The organism is Rhodococcus sp. NPDC047139, from assembly GCF_040643435.1.
Taxonomy (GTDB): domain Bacteria; phylum Actinomycetota; class Actinomycetes; order Mycobacteriales; family Mycobacteriaceae; genus Rhodococcus.
The window spans coordinates 38,906-53,967 of sequence record NZ_JBEYUH010000013.1 but is presented as its reverse complement, the minus strand read 5'-3'; the positions used below and the strand labels follow the sequence as shown (position 1 = coordinate 53,967).

Genomic DNA, 15,062 nt, shown 5'->3' with positions numbered 1-15,062 from the left:
TTCGACACCTGCCGCGCCGGCGCGGGAGGCTGGAAACCATGACTGCCTCCCGTCCTGTGCTCACGACTCCGGTCCTGCTGCTCATGGCAGTGGCGACGGGTCTGTGCGTGGGTGGCAACTACTTCAACCAACCGCTGCTCGACTCCATCGCCGAAGCGCTGGACACCTCCCGATCGGCCGCCGCGTCGACGGTGACGGTCGCGCAGGTCTCCTATGCCCTCGGCCTGCTGTTCCTCGTGCCGCTCGGCGACATGTTCCCGCAGCGTCGACTGGCCGTGATGCTCATGCTGTTCGCAGCAGCAGGGCAGGGAGCGAGCGGATTCGCGCCGAACATCGGCGTGCTCGTTGTGGGTACCGCGATCGCCGGCCTGTTCTCCGTCGCGGCGCAGGTGCTGGTGCCGTTCGCTGCGACCCTCGCCACGCCCGAGCATCGTGGACGTGCGGTGGGCACCGTGATGAGCGGGCTGCTCGTCGGCATCCTCGTGGCCCGCAGTGTCGCGGGCATCCTCGCCGACCTCGGCGACGGCTGGACAACGGTCTACCGGGTGAGTGCGGTCGCGATGGTAGTGGTCGCCCTCGCGCTCTGGCGGGTGCTGCCGGCCACGCCGCCGGCCACCCGGCAGGGTTACGGCAGCACGCTGCGGTCCCTCGGGACGTTGATCGTCGCGCACCCGCGGTTGCGTACCCGATCGCTGCTCGGGGCACTGAGCTTCGCGTCGGTGAGCGCCCTGTTCTCGACGATGGCATTCCTGCTGTCGGACCCGCCGTTCGGCCTCGGCGACCTGCAGATCGGGCTCGTGGGCCTGGCCGGAGTGGCCGGAGCGTTCGCCGCGACGGCCGCGGGTCGTCTCGTCGATCGTGGCTACGGACCACCGACGACGACGGCGGGGGTGTTCACGCTGATCGCATCATGGGCAGCACTCGCCGCCGGAGGGGTCTCGCTCGTGTGGTTCGTCGTCGGGATGGTCCTCGTGGACCTCGCGTTGAACCTCGTACACATCACCAACCAGAACATCGTGTACGCGCTCGATCCCGATGCGCGCTCCCGCGTGAACTCCGTCTACATGACGTCCTATTTCGTCGGGGCGGCGTCCGGGTCGGCGCTCGGCGCGGCGGCGTGGACGGTCGGCGGCTGGTCGGCGGTGTGCGTGCTCGGCGTCGGATTGGCGGTGCTTGCATGCATCGTGTGGGCGCTCGATCGGCGGCTCGTGGCCGGGATGGCTGTGGGTTCGGCTACCGCGGCCGGTGGACGGGCAACAGCCTGAGATCACGCGCCCGGCCGATCGCCTCCGCGCGGGTGTGGGCTCCGAGTTTGCGGTAGATGCTGCGCAATTGGGTCTTGATCGTGTTGTGCGAGACGAACAGTTTCTTGGCGATGTCGGCGGGGGAGGATCCCTGGGCCAGCAGGTCCAGGACATCCGTCTCCCGCGGGGAGAGTTCGACGTGGGTGACAGGCTCGGTGAAAACGGATTCGACCGGGTTTCCCGGGATCGCAGGGCCGCCGAGGTCTACGAGATTTCGGATGACATCCTGCGGAATCGTGGAGAAGGCACGGCGGTTACCGAGGGACTCGGCGAGCGTGCAGGCTCTCTGCCAACTGCGCACCGCGGCCGTCTCGTCGCCGAGGAGGAGGTGGGCGTTCGCCGCGATGAGCAACGACTCGAGATGTGCGCGCGGGTATCCGCACTCCGTCCACGAGATGTGCTTGAGCTTTTTCAGTGCGGCGCCGGGACGACCGGTGAACAGCTCGACGCGTCCGCTCGTTACGACGAGCATCGGATGCTCGCACGGGTTTTCACCGGCGAGGGCGCGCGCCAGATTGCCGTGTCCGAGCGCCAGATGTAGATCGATCTCCGCAGCTCCGAGCAGGATACGCGCGAACGCCCCATGCCCGTACAGGTCGCGATGCGACGCGATCGATCGGTGCAGTGCGGTGAGTCCGTCGTAGGCATTCCCCGTCGCCAGGTCGTAGTAGGCCCGGGCGTAGGCGACGAATCCCCAGAGTTCCTCCGAGACGCGGGGGATGCCCAATTCGTCGAGACACGCGGCGGCCTCGTCGAGATCCAGCGAGTCCAGATGAATGAGCGCAGAGGCGACCCGGCCACCCACCTTGACGGTCTCCCCCCAGCGGCCCTCGGTGGGCTCCGCACGGCTCTCGACGCGCAGCCATTCCCGCGCGCGAGGGTTTTCCCCGGTCACGGCCCAGTTCAGCGCGGAGCTTCCTGCGGCATTCTGGACGACGAACGCGATGTTCGCGGCGTAGGCACCTCGATATGCTCGGCGGAACACGGTCGTGGACTCGGTCAGATGTCCCGCGAGCTGGAAGGTGATCGCCCACTGCACGCGCAGTATCGGAAGCTGCGGGCCGAGGTCGTCGGGTCGATGCTCGAGAATCGTCCCGACGAGCGTCCGCAACGTCCGGGTCGATTGCGCGGCTTCGACGAATCGGCCCGAGACGCGCAGGGCCAGAGTCTGTGCCGTCGCCACGTAGACAGCCTGGGCGGCCCCCGGCCTCGTCCCGAGTTCGAAGAGTTCGTCCGGGTCCGAGGGCAAGGAGGAGTGCAGAATCGAATGCTCGTCGAGCATCTGCGTGAACAGCGCGCGACCGGCCAGGACCGACGGGTGGTCGTCGAGTTCCTGATCCGGGATCTGTCTGAGCACCTTGACGAGAACGTCGAAGGAGTCGTCCACCATGCGTGCCCAGGATTCTTCGACGATCGTCACGGCGGTTTTCCAGTCGCCGGCCTCGACGGCATAGATCGCCGCTTCGGCGGGTTTTCCTGCTTCGCGGCGCGCGCGAGAGAGTTCGACGAGCAGGGCGTCGGCGTGCCCACGATGTTCCCGGCGAAAGACCTCCAGGACGTACGACCGGACCGCGTCGGGCCATCGCCAGATCCGGGGATCGTGGAAGGGCAAAGCCATCACGAGCCCTGCCGCGGCGAGGGTGGCCAGTCGTGTGCCGGCATCCACCACGCCGGTCAACTCGGCAGCTTCGTCAGCGGTGACACTGTGAGCCGCGACCACGGCGCACGCGAAATCGCGATGGGGGCGGTCGAGTTCGCCGAGTCGATTCTCGACATAGGTGCGGACGAGGCGTTCCAGTGCGGGGGTCGGTAGCCCGCGCGAATCGATCAATCGCTGAGGCCGGCTACGCGCCACAGCCGTGGCCGCCGAGACCAGGGCGGGCACACCCCCGAGTACACGGCAGACGGTCTCACACTCGGTCTCGGTGCGTTCGGGTCCGGCGTCGCGCAGCAGCTTCGTGGTCTCGTCGACTGTGAACACGAGGTCGGAGGCGGGGATGTACGTGGCGCCTATCCCGCGGATGACGACCTCGCTCATGTCGGTGCTGTTGCCCGGCAGACAGACGATCGCGTCGAGCAGGGGGCAATGGTCGAGCAGCCGGAGAGTCTCCGCGAGCACAACAGCCGCGCTCCGGGCAGAGACACAGGCGAGAACGAGCAGGGAGGGCGACCCCAGATCGCGGAACGTCCGGACCACCCGCTCGAGTGGGGAACCGTCTGCGGTGACGTCGACGGCAGGATGGTGGACGAGGACCTCCAGCACACATTCCGGGAGGTCGGTGGAGCCGGTGAGCTCGGGAACCCAGACGATCGTGTGGTCCGGTGCCCCGCCCTGATGGAGCCATCCCGCGACAAGCGTGCGTTTACCGAAGCCTGGGGGAGCGTCGATCACTGTCAGCGTGGAGCACCTGTCGAGGCATTCGAACAAGCGGGGACGGGCCAGGGCCGCGGCAAGCGAACGCCACGCGGGTGCACCGACGCGAGGGGTGTCGGAAACACTCACGCGCACTCCTTCGGCTACTTCAGCCCTGAATGCGCAGGCGTCGACGCCCGAGCAACGCCCCCGACAGGCCCTTGGTTCGTCACAGACTACCTGGTGTGTTGTTCTGAGGCGCGGTAACGACCGCAGCCCCGACACAGCAGCGGACGACCCGGCGGCGCGGGGGCGTGCTCGTGTCATCTACGGCCCGGCTAACTCCCGGAGGCGCTCAGCCGTGCCTTCTCGAGCGCCGCGAGGGTGCGAAGGATCGTCGCCTTCTGCTTCTCGAGGTCGCTGCGTCGTGCGCGTGCGGCGAGACCGCTCTGTTCGGCGACGAGGGTGAGCTGCGCGTCGATCGCGGAGAGCTGGTCGAGCAGTGCGAGAGCGCGAGTCTGGATCTCCTCGACATCGACAGCGCCCGTCTTGACCGGCGCGGCGGTCTTCGTCGACTTGGACGACGCAGAGGAGGACGACGAACTCCGGTTCGTCGTGGCGGCCGGTCGTGCAGGACTCTTCGCGGCGGTGCTCGCGTGATGTTCGGCGACAGCCGCGGCACGGGGGCGCAGGGCCTTGCGGACGAGTGCCGGGTCGGGCTGCTCGGCGAGACGGATGTCGTTGAGAGCGCGACGGGCCTCCCGGGCGGCGAGCCGGTGCTCGTACTCCTCCTCGTCGTCGGACTGCAGGGTGCCGCCGATGGGGCGCAGTCCGTACATACCCATGAACTTGCGTGCTTCGTCGATGACGACTTCGTGCTTACGGCAAGTGGCACAGCGGGGTTCGTTGCGGAAGAGTTCGACCGAGTCGGTATCGCCACACCAGACGCACGCACCCGGCGACCATCGTCGGACCGTTCGGATTGTCGCGTGTTCCGTAGGGGTTTCGAGAGTTTGCGCGTCGGTCACGAGGTGCCACTTTAGGTGACAGCGGAGTTACGTAGGAGAGGGGGGTCTTTCGCGACCTGCGGCGATTTCGCGCAACAGTGACGAAGATCATTCCCGGTTCCGTACATCGTCAAACCTATGCGGCACACGGCATTTGCATACCACTCGGTCTGTCCGTTCAGGTTGTAGTCGCGTCGGACAGCCAGCCTACGAGCGGCCGGAATTCGCGCCATGCCGAACGCACCTCCTCGAGCGTGCGCGGGGTGTCGATCCAGGGCGGCGAGACCTCTGTGCGACCGGCCCAGAGAGAACGATGGCGCATCAGCTCGATGCGGGGATGGTCGCCGTCGACACCGCGCGGCCGGGACTTCAACCGATCGCCCCCGATCTCGTATCCCGACCGCTCGAGGCGGCGCACGATCCGTTGGAGTTCGGGTCCGCGGCGGTCGTGATCGACCGCCGCCCGGTAACCGGCGATCTGGGGAGACGACCCGTGGAAAAGCCCACCCGCGACACGCAATCCCGCAGCGTCGATCTCGACGTAGTAGCCGACGCTCTGTGTTACGGAGACGAATCCGCCCTGGTGGGTCTTGTACGGCAGCTTGTCCTTGCTGAACCGGACGTCCCGATAGGGGCGGAAGGCCTTCCCCTCCCCGAACTCCTCCTCGAGTTCCGAGAGCAGGGCAAGCATAGGGCCGCGCACGCAGCTGTCGTAGACGGCCTTGTGCGCGGCCCAGAATGCTTTGCTGTTGTCGGCCTCGAGATCGTCGTAGAAGTCGAGGGCCGCGACGGGAAATCCGGTGAACACCCGGACAGTCTGCCCCGTCGTGCAGTGAAGTGTCAGGCGACCCCGTTGAACAGCGAGGTCACCGATCCGTTCTCGAACACCTCACGGATGGTCTGCGCGAGCAGCGGAGCGATCGACAGCACGGTGAGGTTGTCGAACTGCTTCTCCGGCGGGATCGGCAGTGTGTTGGTGACGATGACCTCCTTGGCCCCGCACGCGGCGAGGCGTTCGGCGGCCGGGTCGGAGAGCACGCCGTGGGTGGCTGCGATGATGACGTCGCCCGCGCCGGCCTCCTTCAGGATCTTCACGGCGCCGGCGATGGTGCCGCCGGTGTCGATCATGTCGTCGATGAGGATGCAGGTGTGACCCTCGACCTCACCGACCACGCGGTTCGACTTGACCTGGTTGGGCACCAAGGGATCGCGAGTCTTGTGAATGAACGCGAGCGGTGCACCACCGAGGGTGTCTGCCCACTTCTCGGCCACCCGCACGCGACCGGAGTCGGGGGAGACCACGGAGATGTTCTCGACGCCGTACTTGCCGCGGATGTACTCGGCGAGCTGGCCCTGCGCGTGCATGTGGTCGACCGGGCCGTCGAAGAAACCCTGGATCTGATCGGTGTGCAGGTCGACCGTGATGATGCGGTCTGCGCCGGCGGTCTTGAGCAGATCGGCGATCAGGCGGGCCGAGATCGGCTCACGGCCACGGTGCTTCTTGTCCTGACGGGCGTAAGGGTAGAACGGCAGGATCGCGGTGATCCGCTTCGCCGAACCACGCTTGAGCGCGTCGATCATGATGAGCTGTTCCATCACCCACTGGTTCAACGGGAACGGGTGGCTCTGGAGCACGAAGGCGTCCGAACCGCGCACCGACTCCTCGAAGCGCACGAAGGTCTCACCGTTCGCGAAGTCGCGAGCAGTCTGCGGGGTGAGAGGGACGCCCAATTCTTTCGCGACCTGCTCCGCCAGCTCGGGATGGGCCCGGCCGGAGAAGAGCATCAAGTTCTTCTGATTGTCGATCCAATTGGTCACTGGTCCTGGCCGTCCTTCTGCCGATCGTCGTCGTGCTGCTGCTGCTGTGCTTTCGATGCTGCCTCGGCAGCCGGGGTCCCGGCGCGGTTTCGCTGGACCCATCCTTCAATATTGCGCTGTGGCGTGCCCGACACCGCGAGCGCCCCCGGGGGAACGTCGCGGCGAAGCACCGTTCCGGCTCCCGTGTAGGCGCCGTCACCGACGGTGACCGGAGCGACGAACATCGTGTCGGACCCGGTCCGGACGTGGGACCCCACCACGGTGCGGTACTTCTGGACACCGTCGTAGTTGACGAACACGCTCGAGGCTCCGATGTTGGAGTGCTCGCCGATCTCGGCATCCCCCACATATGTCAGGTGAGGAACCTTCGAATGCGCGCCGATCTGCGCGTTCTTGGTCTCCACGAAACCGCCGAGCTTGCCGCACGCGCCGAGCTCGGTGCCGGGACGTAGATAGGTGAACGGGCCGACCGTCGCCTGCGCGCCGATCACCGAGTCGGAGCCGTGGGTGCGCACGACGCTGGCACCGGCACCGACCTGCACATTCGTGAGAGTCGTGTCGGGGCCGACCTCCGCGTCGTCGGCGACAATCGTGCGGCCGTGCAGCTGCACACCGGGATGGAGGGTCACATCGCTGCCGAGAACGACGTCGACGTCGAGCCACGTCGAAGACGGATCGATCACCGTGACACCCTCGCGCATCCAGTGCTCGAGCAGGCGCCTGTTGAGTTCGGCACCCAGTGCGGCGAGCTGCACGCGGTCGTTGACACCGGAGACCTGCACGGCGTCATCGGTGTGCACCCCGCGGACGGTGCGGCCCTCCTTGCGGGCGATCTTGACGACGTCGGTCAGGTACAGCTCGCCCTGGGAGTTGTCGGCGCTCAGTTTCCCGAGGGCGGATCTCAGTGCGACGGCGTCGAAGGCGTACACACCCGCGTTGATCTCCTGGATCGCACGCTGTGTCGGCGACGCGTCCTTCTCCTCGACGATCGCGGCGACGTCGCCGTCGGTGGTACGGACGATCCGTCCGTAGCCCGTCGGGTCGGCCATCGTCGTGGTGAGGACGGTGACGGCTGCCGGTTCGGCGTCGAGGTGGACTGCGAGCAACTCGTTCAGCGTGTCGGTACGGAGCAGGGGGACATCACCCGCCGTGACCACGACGGTGCCGTCGAAGTCGCCGGGTAGTGCGTCCAGACCGCACTCCACCGCATGTCCCGTACCGAGTTGATCTTCCTGGACGGTCACCCGGATCTCACGGTCGAGAACGGTGGCGACGGCGCTCACCTCTGCCGAGACCTCCTCCCGGCGGTGTCCGACGACCGTGACGAGATGGGCGGGCCGGAGCGCGGCGGCAGTGTGCAGGGCGTGCGCCAGCATCGTGCGCCCACCGAGGGTGTGCAGCACCTTCGGTGTCTTCGACCGCATCCTGGTTCCTGCTCCGGCTGCCAGTACGACAATCGCGGTCTGCACCTGCATGTAGCTCCCTCGACACGTTTGCTGCACGCGGTCTTCTGCGTGCACCGGGAAGCGCAGCGGCTCCCCGGACGATTCCCGCTCCGCCGCCAGGACTCGAACCTGAACTATCTGAACCAAAATCAGAGGTGCTGCCGATTACACCACGGCGGACTGCCGCACCCCCACGGGCGGACCGGCGGGCGTGCGCCCCCGATCCTCGCACGAGACCGCCCCCGACGTCGAACCTGGGGGTCGTCCGGACGGGAGTCGATAGGCTGTGTTCGATCGGCCGACCCTTCGGACCCGATCGAGCGAGGCCCCGGTCGGAAGGAGGACACGTGTCGCAGGCGCCGCAGAAGCGAACCGAGCGCACGCCGCGGATCCGGATGACGGGAACGCAACGTCGTGAACAACTCATCGAGATCGGGCGTGCGCTCTTCGCCGAGCGAGGTTACGAGGGAGCGTCCATCGAGGAGATCGCCCAGCGCGCGCAGGTCTCCAAGCCGGTCGTCTACGAGCACTTCGGCGGGAAGGAAGGCCTCTACGCGGTCGTGGTGGACCGGGAGATGACCATCCTGATGTCGATGGTCACCGAGAGTCTCACTCGGAACCGCTCGCGTATCCGCGTCGAGCGCGCAGCACTCGCACTGCTCACCTACATCGAAGAACGCACCGACGGTTTCCGGATCCTGGTTCGCGACTCTCCGATGTCTGCGGAGGAGGGCACCTATTCGAGTTTGCTCAACGAGGCGATGCGGCAGGTGGGGGAGCTGTTGTCCGGCGATTTCTCCCGAAGGGGGCTCAATCCGGATTTCGCTCCGCTGTATGCCCAGGCACTCGTCGGGATGGTCGCCACCACCGCGACCTGGTGGCTCGATCGTCGCACTCCTTCGAAGGAGGATGTGGCGGCACACCTGGTGAACCTGTGCTGGAACGGGCTGATGGCCCTGGAAGCGGACCCCAAGCTCGGAGAGCCCCCGATTTCCGAATAGGGATTTCGTTTTACGAACCGTCTACGCCCTACTTTCAGGTAAGCGGCGTTATCCTCGAGTTATTCCATATGAAACAAGGCAGGCAGTGGTGGGACGACAAGTACGCGCTGAGGTGACACGCGAATCGGTGCTCCAGGGTGCCGCGGCGGTATTCGTGCGCGACGGATATGCCGACGCCAATCTCGGCGACATCATCGAAGAGGCCGGTGTCACCAAAGGTGCGCTGTACTTCCATTTCGGTTCGAAGGAAGAACTCGCGCGTGGCGTGATCGACGCCGGCTATCTGCGCTTCGTGGCCGCGGCCGCGTCGAAGATGGACCGACGTTCGCCGGCGCTCGAGACGCTGATCGATCTGTCCGTCCTGCATGTCGACATGTCCGACAGCGACCCCGTGGTGCGGGCGATGTTCCGGCTGTTGTTCGAGATCGGTGACTACCGAGGTACCGAGCACCGGCCGTTCGAGGTGTGGCAGCACAGCCTGGAGGAACTGGGACGCAGGGCGGCCGAGGAAGGCGATCTGGTCGACGGCGTCGATGTCCACGCCGTCACTCTGCTGATACTCGAGCAGGGGATGGGCGCCAGAATCGTGGCGAACGCCCTCAAGACGACCGAACGGCTCGCCGAGCAGACGGGCGCACTGTGGCGGATGACACTGCCCGCGCTCGTACCGGCGGGCAAGCTCGAGTACTTCCAGCAGTTCGTGGAGCGCCGGCTGCGGTTGCCGTCGTGAGATCCGGGCCTTTTCCGGCAGGCGAGGCCCCTGCAGCGCTGGCGGACCTGCTCGACGAACTGGGCCCCGATGCCGCCGTGACGATCCGCGCCGTCCCGTCGCTGCTGACGATCGCTCAGGCCGCGGACGTCCTCGGCTGCTCGCGCCGCTACGTCGCTCGCCTGGTGGACACGGGCGCGCTCGCCGCCGATTTCCACGGTCTGCACCGGCGCGTGTCCCGGTCCGACGTCCTCGAACTCGCGGAGCGGCAGGCACAGGTGGTCACGGCGGTCCTCGACGGTCTCGCCGACCTCACGCGGCGTGAGGGGCTGTACGACCCGTTCTGACGGCCACGTCGACGGGCCGACGAAATCGACGAAGGGTGATGATGCCGGTTCGAGTGGTGCTCGGCGCGACGGTGCTCGCACGCCCCCGACTGCGTGATGTAGCGCTGGCATTGGCCGAAGAAGGTCTCTACCAACCCTTTTGGAGCGACGGAATTATCGCCGAGGTCGACCGCCTGCTGCCGGAGGAACTGTTGCGGCCCGCCCGCGACTTCCTCTTCGCCGAACTCGATCGTGCTTTCCCCGACGCCCGGGTGGTCTGGCCCACCACCGTCCTGCGCGAGGTGCCACATGTCACCGGCCCGAGGGAAGCACATGTGACCTCGGTGGCGCTGCTGAGCCACGCCGACGCCGTGATCACCGCCGACCCCGCACTCACCGATGCATTGGAAAGGTCGGGCATCGAAGCGTGGACACCGGACGCGTTCGTCACCTTCGCGCTCGACGGGGACCCCACCCGCGCCCGCAACGCCCTCCTGAGAATGGTGCGGCGTCGCTGGCTCCCGCGTGAGGACGCGGCTCGCCGCGAACCCGGTGACGACGAACTGCTCGCCCGACTGGCCGGCTGGGCGAGGCGCGAACTCGGCGCCAGCAGCGCGGACCTGCTCGCGCCCACGCGGTGACCATCCTCGCGCCCCGGCGCGGTGACCATCCTCGCGCCCCGGCGCGGTGACGCACCGGGGACAGCGGAATAGACTCGACACGGTTCTCGTCTCACACTCAGGAGCGCATTCCTTGTCTGCTGTGCCCCCGGCCGCTGCCCCACTGTCCGGATTGGCGCGGATCGCGCTGGCCGACCACCGACTGCGCGGGATCGGCGAACTCGCCGGTTCCGCCGAACAGGAAATCGTCGCACCGTCGGCCGCACGTCCGTTCGTCGCTGCGGCGCTGGCCGAGAAGGCACCTCTGCTCGTGGTCACCGCGACCGGGCGTGAGGCCGACGATCTCACCGCCGAACTCACCGAGATGCTCGGCGGCACCGTCACCCAGTTCCCCTCGTGGGAAACCCTGCCGCACGAGCGGTTGTCGCCGAGCGCCGACACGGTGGGCCGCCGCCTGCACGTCCTGCGCCGGCTCGCCCGTCCCGACGACCGCGATCTCGGACCCGAACTGCGGGTCGTGGTCGCCACCGTGCGATCGCTGGTGCAGCCGATGGCGCCCGGCCTCGGTGAGATCGATCCGATCACCTTGCGGGTCGGCACCGAGCACGACTTCGAGGAACTCGTCGAGCGGCTCGTCGAACTCGCTTACACACGAGCCGATATGGTCGGCAAGCGCGGTGAGTTCGCCGTGCGCGGTGGCATCCTGGACGTCTTCCCCCCGACCGCCGATCATCCGGTCCGCGTCGAGTTCTGGGGCGACGAGGTCACCGAACTGCGCCCGTTCTCCGTCGCCGACCAGCGCTCGATCACCGACGTCGAGGTGCCGGTGCTCGTCGCGCCTCCGTGTCGCGAACTGCTGCTTACCGACGAGGTCAAAGCGCGAGCCGCGCAACTCGCCCAGGACAACCCCGCCGATGCGGCACTCGTCGAGATGCTCGACAAGATGGCCGAGGGCATCCCTGTGGAGGGCATGGAAGCCTTGCTGCCGGTGCTGCAACCCGGTGAGCTGCAGTTGCTCACCGATGTTCTGCCCGCCGGCGCCCACGTGCTGATCTGCGATCCGGAGAAGGTACGCACCCGAGCGAGCGATCTCGCCCGCACCGGGCAGGAGTTCCTCGAGGCTTCGTGGACGGCTGCCTCGCTCGGTGGCGCGGTCCCACTGGACACTTCCAATCTCAACGGCGCGGACGGCAGGAAGCTCGACCTGGGCGCGTCGGCCTATCGATCCCTGCGTCAGGTGCGCGAGGCCGCGCAAGCCGCAGGAACGCCGTGGTGGACGCTCGGCCCGCTCGCCTCCGGAGCCGACACCGAAATCGTGCTCGACGTGCAGCCGGCTCCCGAAGTCCGGGGTTCCGAGGAACTGCTGTCGATGCTGTTCGTGAACCTGCGCGCACATGTCACCTCCGGTGGCCGCGCGGCGATCGTCGTGGCCGGAACAGGTACCGGGCAGAGGATCCTCGAACGGCTGAAGGAGAACGAGGTCCCTGCCGCGACGCTCGAACCGGGTGCCGAACCCGTGCGCGGGCAGGTCGGCGTCATGCGGGGTTGCCTGCACGACGGTGTGGTCCTCCCAGGCAACGACGACAATGTGGTGCCGGGCCTGGTGATCGTCACCGAAGCCGATCTCACCGGCAATCGCGTGGTCACCGAGGGACGCAAGACCCCTGTCAAACGCCGCAACCAGGTAGACCCGCTCGCATTGAACGCAGGCGACTTCGTCGTCCACGACCAGCACGGTATCGGCAAGTTCGTGGAGATGGTCGAGCGCACGATCGGAGGCGCTCGCCGCGAATATCTCGTCATCGAATACGCCCCCGGCAAACGCGGACAGCCCGGCGACAAGCTGTTCGTCCCGATGGAACAGCTCGACCAGCTCTCGCGCTACGTCGGCGGCGAGCTGCCGGCCGTCAGCAAGCTCGGCGGTTCCGATTGGGCCAACACCAAACGCAAGGCGCGCAAGGCAGTTCGCGAGATCGCGGGTGAGCTCGTGCGGCTGTATGCGGCGCGGCAGGCCTCGCCGGGCCACGCCTTCGCACCCGACTCGCCATGGCAGAAGGAGATGGAGGACGCCTTCCCCTTCACCGAGACCCAGGATCAGCTCACGGTCATCTCCGAAGTGAAGGCCGACATGGAGAAGCCGGTGCCGATGGACCGCGTGGTCATCGGCGACGTCGGATACGGCAAGACCGAGATCGCCGTGCGTGCGGCCTTCAAGGCGGTACAGGACGGCAAGCAGGTCGCGGTGCTCGTCCCCACGACACTGCTGGCGCAACAGCACCTGCAGACATTCACCGAGCGGATGGCCGCCTTCCCGGTGACGGTGAAGGGTCTGAGCCGGTTCACCGACGCCGCCGACTCCCGTGCGATCACCGAGGGCATGGCCGACGGCACGGTGGACATCGTGGTCGGTACCCACCGACTGCTGCAGACCGGTATCCGCTGGAAGGATCTCGGTCTCGTGATCGTCGACGAGGAGCAGCGTTTCGGTGTCGAGCACAAGGAGCACATCAAAGCGCTCCGCACGCACGTCGACGTACTGACGATGTCGGCGACACCGATCCCGCGCACCCTGGAGATGAGCATGGCGGGGATCCGCGAGATGTCGACCATCCTCACTCCTCCAGAGGAACGGCATCCGATCCTGACCTACGTGGGTGCCTACAACGACAAGCAGGTCGCCGCCGCCATCCGGCGGGAGTTGCTGCGCGACGGCCAGGTCTTCTACGTCCACAACCGGGTCAGCTCCATCGACAAGGCCGCCAAGAAGATTCGCGATCTCGTTCCTGAGGCGAGGGTCGCGGTCGCCCACGGGCAGATGAACGAGGACACGCTCGAGAAGACGGTGCAAGGCTTCTGGCAGCGTGAGTTCGACGTCCTCGTGTGCACCACGATCGTCGAGACCGGTCTCGACATCTCCAACGCCAACACACTCATCGTCGAGCGGGCGGACTCGCTGGGCCTGTCACAGTTGCACCAGTTGCGTGGGCGCGTGGGGCGATCGCGTGAACGTGGCTATGCGTACTTCCTGTACCCCGCGGAGAAGCCGCTCACCGAGACCGCCTACGACCGGCTCGCCACGATCTCCCAGAACTCCGACCTCGGTGCGGGTATGGCCGTCGCCATGAAGGACCTCGAGATCCGCGGTGCCGGAAACGTTCTCGGTGCCGAACAGTCCGGGCATGTCGCCGGAGTCGGATTCGATCTGTACGTGCGGCTCGTCGGCGAGGCCGTCGAGGCGTACCGGGCCGCGGCGGACGGCAGAACCGTCACCACCGAAGAAGCACCCAAGGAGGTGCGGATCGACCTTCCCGTCGACGCACACATCCCTGCGGATTACGTCGCATCCGACCGGTTGCGTCTCGAAGCCTATCGCAAGCTCGCCGCCGCGAACGACGACGCCGCGATCGCGACGGTCGTCGACGAACTCGTCGACCGTTACGGTCCGCTGCCGGAGGAGGTGCAGCGCCTCGTCTCCGTCGGCAGACTGCGGTTGTTGTGCCGTGAGTACGGGCTCGAGGAGGTCGCGGTCACCGGCACCCAGATCCGGATCTCGCCGATGGACCTGCCCGATTCGAAGCAGATGCGACTCAAGCGGTTGTATCCGGGAGCGCAGTACCGTCCGACGAGCGGCCAGGTGCAGCTTCCGATCCCGCGCACCGGTGGCGTCGGATCGGATCGGGTCCGGGATGTGGCACTGCTCCAGTACATTGCGGACTTCCTGCTGGCCCTCGACGGCAAGCCACAGGGATTCGTGGACCTGAGCAGCGCGGCCTCGGTGAACGCATGAGCGACTACCGGGCTCTCGTCGAGGCCGCGGCCGTGATGGACACACTGTGGTCGTTCGGGGGCTGGGAGGTGACCCAGACGCACGAGAGCCTGCGCCGCTATCTGGTCGAGGAGACCTACGAGGTACTCGACGCGATCGAGTCCGGTGACCCCGACGAACTGCGCGAGGAACTCGGAGACCTGCTGCTGCAGGTGCTCTTCCATTCGCGGATCGCCGAGGAGAACGGGCAGTTCACCGTCGACGACGTCGCCGCGACGCTCGTCGCCAAGCTCGCCGCACGCAGCCCGCACCTGACCAACGGGCACACCGGCCCGCTCGATGTCGCGGAGCAGGAGGCGGCGTGGGAGGTGGCGAAGAAGGCCGAGAAGGCTCGTGCGTCCTGTCTGGACGGGATCGCGACGGCGCAGCCCGCCCTTTCGCTTGCCGACAAGATACTCGAACGTGCGAGCCGAGCGGGCTTCCCCGAGGATCTCGTGCCGGAAGACCTGAAAATCGTGCGTATCACGGGCACCGGCGACACCGAGTCGGCGCTCCGGTCGGCGATCCTCGCATTCGCGGCGTCGATACGTGCGGCGGAGAGTGCCGCACACGCGGACGGCATCCCGCACGGCGGACTCGACGAGCAGGCGTGGCGTCGATACTGGACGCCTCGGGCCGGACGTCCGGCTGCGCCTGCTTCGTGACGGTGTGCC

General features: G+C 67.1%; 12 protein-coding genes and 1 tRNA gene. 7 read left to right on the top strand and 6 right to left on the bottom strand.

Annotated features, from left to right (window positions below):
• The first annotated feature begins 38 nt into the window (after positions 1-38).
• Entirely contained in the window at positions 39-1,265 is a 1,227-nt protein-coding gene (locus tag ABZ789_RS16745) for an MFS transporter (RefSeq protein WP_358425653.1), read from the top strand.
• Here ABZ789_RS16745 and ABZ789_RS16740 read toward each other — a convergent pair.
• The 6 genes from ABZ789_RS16740 to ABZ789_RS16715 all read right to left on the bottom strand — a co-directional run bounded on the left by ABZ789_RS16740 (position 1,234) and on the right by ABZ789_RS16715 (position 8,107).
• Entirely contained in the window at positions 1,234-3,807 is a 2,574-nt protein-coding gene (locus tag ABZ789_RS16740) for a LuxR C-terminal-related transcriptional regulator (protein WP_358425650.1), read from the bottom strand. The genes ABZ789_RS16745 and ABZ789_RS16740 overlap by 32 nt on opposite strands.
• Positions 3,808-3,995: 188 nt before the next feature.
• Positions 3,996-4,685, bottom strand: a complete 690-nt coding sequence (locus tag ABZ789_RS16735) for a hypothetical protein (protein WP_358425648.1) — start codon at positions 4,683-4,685, stop codon at positions 3,996-3,998.
• Between the two features lie 157 nt (positions 4,686-4,842).
• Complete coding sequence (locus tag ABZ789_RS16730; RefSeq protein ID WP_358425645.1) at positions 4,843-5,472, bottom strand: DUF2461 domain-containing protein; 630 nt, start codon at positions 5,470-5,472, stop codon at positions 4,843-4,845.
• Between the two features lie 32 nt (positions 5,473-5,504).
• Complete coding sequence (locus tag ABZ789_RS16725) at positions 5,505-6,482, bottom strand: ribose-phosphate diphosphokinase (protein ID WP_358425642.1); 978 nt, start codon at positions 6,480-6,482, stop codon at positions 5,505-5,507.
• Entirely contained in the window at positions 6,479-7,957 is a 1,479-nt protein-coding gene (gene glmU, locus ABZ789_RS16720) for a bifunctional UDP-N-acetylglucosamine diphosphorylase/glucosamine-1-phosphate N-acetyltransferase GlmU (RefSeq protein WP_358425639.1), read from the bottom strand. The genes ABZ789_RS16725 and glmU overlap by 4 nt, the downstream gene beginning before the upstream one ends.
• A gap of 78 nt (positions 7,958-8,035) precedes the next feature.
• A tRNA-Gln gene (locus tag ABZ789_RS16715) sits at positions 8,036-8,107 on the bottom strand.
• Positions 8,108-8,322: 215 nt separating this feature from the next.
• On the opposite strand from ABZ789_RS16715, the gene ABZ789_RS16710 reads away from it, so the two are divergent.
• The 6 genes from ABZ789_RS16710 (at position 8,323) to ABZ789_RS16685 (ending at position 15,053) form a co-directional block, all read left to right on the top strand.
• Positions 8,323-8,928 carry a TetR/AcrR family transcriptional regulator gene (locus tag ABZ789_RS16710; RefSeq protein ID WP_358425901.1) on the top strand — a complete coding sequence of 202 codons (606 nt, stop codon included), beginning with the start codon at positions 8,323-8,325 and terminating at the stop codon, positions 8,926-8,928.
• A gap of 88 nt (positions 8,929-9,016) precedes the next feature.
• Positions 9,017-9,658, top strand: coding sequence for a ScbR family autoregulator-binding transcription factor (locus ABZ789_RS16705; RefSeq protein WP_358425636.1), 642 nt, complete (start codon positions 9,017-9,019; stop codon positions 9,656-9,658).
• Positions 9,655-9,984, top strand: a complete 330-nt coding sequence (locus ABZ789_RS16700; protein ID WP_358425633.1) for a helix-turn-helix domain-containing protein — start codon at positions 9,655-9,657, stop codon at positions 9,982-9,984. Before ABZ789_RS16705 ends, ABZ789_RS16700 begins: the two co-directional genes overlap by 4 nt.
• Positions 9,985-10,022: 38 nt before the next feature.
• The gene (locus ABZ789_RS16695) at positions 10,023-10,604 is read left to right on the top strand and encodes a PIN domain-containing protein (protein WP_358425630.1); all 582 of its coding nucleotides are present in this window, start codon (positions 10,023-10,025) and stop codon (positions 10,602-10,604) included.
• A 112-nt stretch (positions 10,605-10,716) separates the two neighbouring features.
• Positions 10,717-14,370 carry a transcription-repair coupling factor gene (gene mfd / locus ABZ789_RS16690; protein ID WP_358425627.1) on the top strand — a complete coding sequence of 1,218 codons (3,654 nt, stop codon included), beginning with the start codon at positions 10,717-10,719 and terminating at the stop codon, positions 14,368-14,370.
• Positions 14,367-15,053, top strand: a complete 687-nt coding sequence (locus ABZ789_RS16685) for a MazG family protein (RefSeq protein ID WP_358425625.1) — start codon at positions 14,367-14,369, stop codon at positions 15,051-15,053. Before mfd ends, ABZ789_RS16685 begins: the two co-directional genes overlap by 4 nt.
• Positions 15,054-15,062 lie beyond the last annotated feature (9 nt).